Annotated in this window: 3 protein-coding genes; 1 reads left to right on the top strand and 2 read right to left on the bottom strand. The window is 66.1% G+C overall.

The genetic code is table 11. The features are described 5' to 3' along the window. Nucleotides 1-379: biotin/lipoyl-binding protein (locus JYJ84_RS31440; protein ID WP_205189925.1), on the bottom strand; the 379-nt coding region annotated here is incomplete at its 3' end. An 83-nt stretch (nucleotides 380-462) separates the two neighbouring features. Here JYJ84_RS31440 and JYJ84_RS31435 point away from each other — a divergent pair. Then, entirely contained in the window at nucleotides 463-2,043 is a 1,581-nt protein-coding gene (locus tag JYJ84_RS31435; RefSeq protein WP_175221474.1) for an MFS transporter, read from the top strand. Between the two features lie 145 nt (nucleotides 2,044-2,188). Here the strand turns inward: JYJ84_RS31435 and JYJ84_RS31430 are convergent, their stop codons facing one another. Beyond that, complete coding sequence (locus JYJ84_RS31430) at nucleotides 2,189-3,010, bottom strand: alpha/beta fold hydrolase (RefSeq protein WP_175221475.1); 822 nt, start codon at nucleotides 3,008-3,010, stop codon at nucleotides 2,189-2,191. Between the last annotated feature and the right edge of the window lie 602 nt (nucleotides 3,011-3,612).

Genomic DNA, 3,612 nt, shown 5'->3' with positions numbered 1-3,612 from the left:
GCGCGGACACGAGCGTCGCGTCGGCTTGCTCGACCAGTGCCTTCGCGCGGCTTGCGTCGGAGTGCGCCTGCGCAACGCGTGCCCGCTGCAGCGCGACGCGCACGTCGAAATCGCGCGGGTCGAGGCGGACGAGCGGGGCACCCGCGTGCACGAACTGGTTGTCGTTCACCAGCACGCGCTCGACCGTGCCGGCCACACGTGGCGAGATCACATGCAGGTGGCCCGTCACGTACGCGTCGTCGGTGCCGCGGTCATGCGCGTCGAATTCATAGACCAGCAGCGCGACGAGCAGCAGCGCCGATCCGGCGATCAGTACGGCCGGCCACTTGCGCGATCGCGCGGTGGAAGTGGCCGGCGTGTCCGGCGAGTTCGGGGTCACGGTCGGGATACTCCATCAAACAGGCAGGGTTTGTCACATCGCGCTATGCTTGCGCGAGCTTTTTGTGCGGGAGCCGCTCGACGATGAACACCACGTTCGCCCCTGGTGGCGCGACACCGGGACTGGCCACGACGCCAGCCTCCGATATACCGACGTTTCGCTCGATCGCCGCGATCGTCGCCGTGCTGCTCGGCGCGATCATCTCGACGCTGACGTCGCGCATCACATCGCTCGGGCTCGCCGACGTGCGCGGCGCGCTCGGCGTCGGGTTCGACGAAGGCGCGTGGATCAACACGGCGTTCATCGCGTCGCAGATGTTCGTCGGACCGCTCGCGATCGCCGCGGCCTTCGTGTTCGGCACGCGTCGCGTGCTGCTGGCGGGCGCCGCGATTTTTCTGGTGGTCGAAAGCGTGCTGCCGCTGTGTACGAACTTCGGCACGTTCATCGTGTTCCAGAGCCTCGCCGGCTTCGCGTCCGGCGTGTTCGTGCCGCTGACCGTCGGGTTCGTCGTCCGCACGCTGCCCCCGCGGCTGATTCCGTTCGGCATCGCCGCGTATGCGATGAACCTCGAGATGTCGCTCAACCTGTCGGCGACGCTTGAAGGGTGGTACAGCGAACACCTGAGCTGGCGCTGGCTGTTCTGGCAGAACGCGCTGCTGACCGTGCCGTTCATCGTCTGCCTGACGCTGTCGCTGTCCAACGAGCCGATCAAGCGTTTCGCGTCCGGCATCGACACGCGCGGCATGCTGCTCGGCGCCGGCGGGTTCGCGTGCCTGTGCATTGCGCTCGATCAGGGCGAGCGGCTGTTCTGGTTCCAGTCGCCGCTGATCGTCGCGCTGCTGGGCATCGGCATCGTGATGGTGGCGGCGTTCCTGATCCACGAACTGGCGTCGCGACGGGCCGGGCTCGATCTCGGCTACCTCGCGCTGCCCAACGTGGCGTTGTTGATCCTGCTCGTCGGCCTCGTGCGCTTTACCGTGCTCAACACGAGCTTCATTCCGTCGGCGTTTCTGGCAAGCACCTACGGGCTTCGCCCGCTGCAGATCGGCGATACGCTGCGCTGGATCGCGATTCCGCAGTTGCTGTTCGCGCCATGCGTCGCATGGTTGCTGCAACGCGTCGATCCGCGCCGGCTGATCATGGCCGGCTTCGCGATGGTGGCGGTCGCGTTCGCGCTTGGCGCGCAGCTCACGTCCGCGTGGGCCGAGCCTGACTTCATCCCGTCGCAGCTGCTTCAGGCGCTGGGGCAGACCATGGCGCTCACCTCGGTCGTGTTCTTCTTCGGCAAGCATGTGACGGCCGAGCATGTGCTGACCTTCGGTGCCGTCGTGCAGACGACGCGCCTGCTGAGCGGGCAGCTCGGCACGACATCGATCGCGGTGATCCAGCGCATCATGGAGGCTACCCATTCGAATCTCGTCGGTCTGCATGTCACGCTGTCGGATCCGCAAACGCTGGAGCGCCTGCGGGCCGGCGCGGCGTCGCTCGTGTCGCACGGCGCGACCTTCGCGACGGGCGACCAGGCGACGTATGCGCTGCTCGACCGGGCGGTCCGCGTCCAGGCGACCACGCTAGCGCTGGCCGACAATTTCCATGTCGCGACGGCTTTCGCGGTCACGGGAGTGTTGATCGCGATGCTGCTCCGGCCGGCGCGTGCGCCATGAACCCCCGAAGCCGGATCGGCGTATGTCGCGCATCGACGATCTTAACGATCGCGCATGCCGCAACGGAATGGCGGCGACCTGAAAAATCCTGAAACGTGCTAAAAGGCGCGCCGGCGCGATTGTCCGGCGCGCCGCGCGGCGCCGCTTACGCCTTCAGGAACTCGAGCAGCTCGGCATTGATCCGGTCGGCATTGACGACACACATCCCGTGCGATCCGCCGGGGATCACCTTGAGTTGCGCGTGCTTCACGATCTTCGCGGACAGGCGACCCGAATCGTCGATCGGCACGATCTGGTCGTCGTCGCCGTGCAGGATCAGCGTCGGGACGTCGATCTTCTTCAGGTCTTCGGTGTAGTCGACCTCGGAGAATTCCTTGACGCACAGATACTGGCCGTAAGCGCCGCCCATCATGCCCTGCGCCCAGAACGCGTCGATCGTGCCTTGCGACACTTTGGCATCCGGACGGTTGAAGCCGAAGAACGGCACGGCGAGATCCTTGTAGAACTGCGAGCGGTTCTCGGCGACGTTCTTGCGGATACCGTCGAATACGTCTATCGGCAGGCCGCCGGGATTGGACGCCGATTTCACCATTTGCGGCGGCACGGCGCCGATCAGCACGGCCTTCGACACGCGCTTCGTGCCGTGGCGTCCGATGTAGTGCGCGACTTCGCCGCCGCCGGTGGAATGGCCGACGAGCGTTGCTTCGCGCAGGTCGAGCGTATTCATCAGCGCGGCGAGATCGTCGGCATACGTGTCCATGTCGTTGCCAAGCGACGGCTGGCTCGAGCGGCCGTGACCGCGGCGGTCGTGCGCGATCACGCGGTAGCCGTGCTGCACCAGGAACAGCATCTGCGGGTCCCACGCGTCGGCACACAGCGGCCAGCCGTGCGAGAAGACGACCGGGCGGCCGCTGCCCCAGTCCTTGAAGTAAATCTGCGTACCGTCTTTCGTGGTGATCGTGTTCATCGCATGGGCTCCTTGATGGCCGGAAGCGGCGTGTTTCGGGGCGGCGGCTGCAGCTGCGGCCGGCAGCGCGGCAGCTGCAACGGCGGTCGCGCCGGCGAGCAGCATGTCTCGGCGGCGTGCCGAGGGAACGGCGTCGGTATCTGCGGGACGCATTGAGGCTCCTTGAACGTGCGGTACAACGATGCCGCATTGGATGGATGGTTCGGTTCTGCCCGCATGCGGCAATCCTGCCGGCAGCCGGCGTGCGTTCGCGGTTGCGGGCCGGCCGGCACGCATGGGTAGCAAACGAACACCGACGGGAGCCTATCGCGGGGCCATGCGGTCTGTACTGAAATCGCGCTGAATTGTCTTGAATGCGGCGGCGCACGCGCCGCACCCCGCGAATGCACCTGCCAGAAAAATTCAGCATGGAATCAAGACTCTTCAGCGTCGGCCCGTTATCGTCAGCGTCAGGTCATCCCGTCGCTAGTCGCTACCGGTTCGCGTCGAAGGATGACGTTCGCGATGTGGGTGGATGCACGACATCCGCACCCTTCGCCACTTGCCCGGATACGCCGCCATGGACGCATTCAATCGCTGGGAGCACGTGATGACGCTGCTCG

It is taken from the genome of Burkholderia sp. LMG 13014 (assembly GCF_905232215.1).
Lineage (GTDB): Bacteria > Pseudomonadota > Gammaproteobacteria > Burkholderiales > Burkholderiaceae > Burkholderia.
Note: the sequence above shows the minus strand (reverse complement) of the source record. Positions and strands in the feature narration are given on the sequence as shown.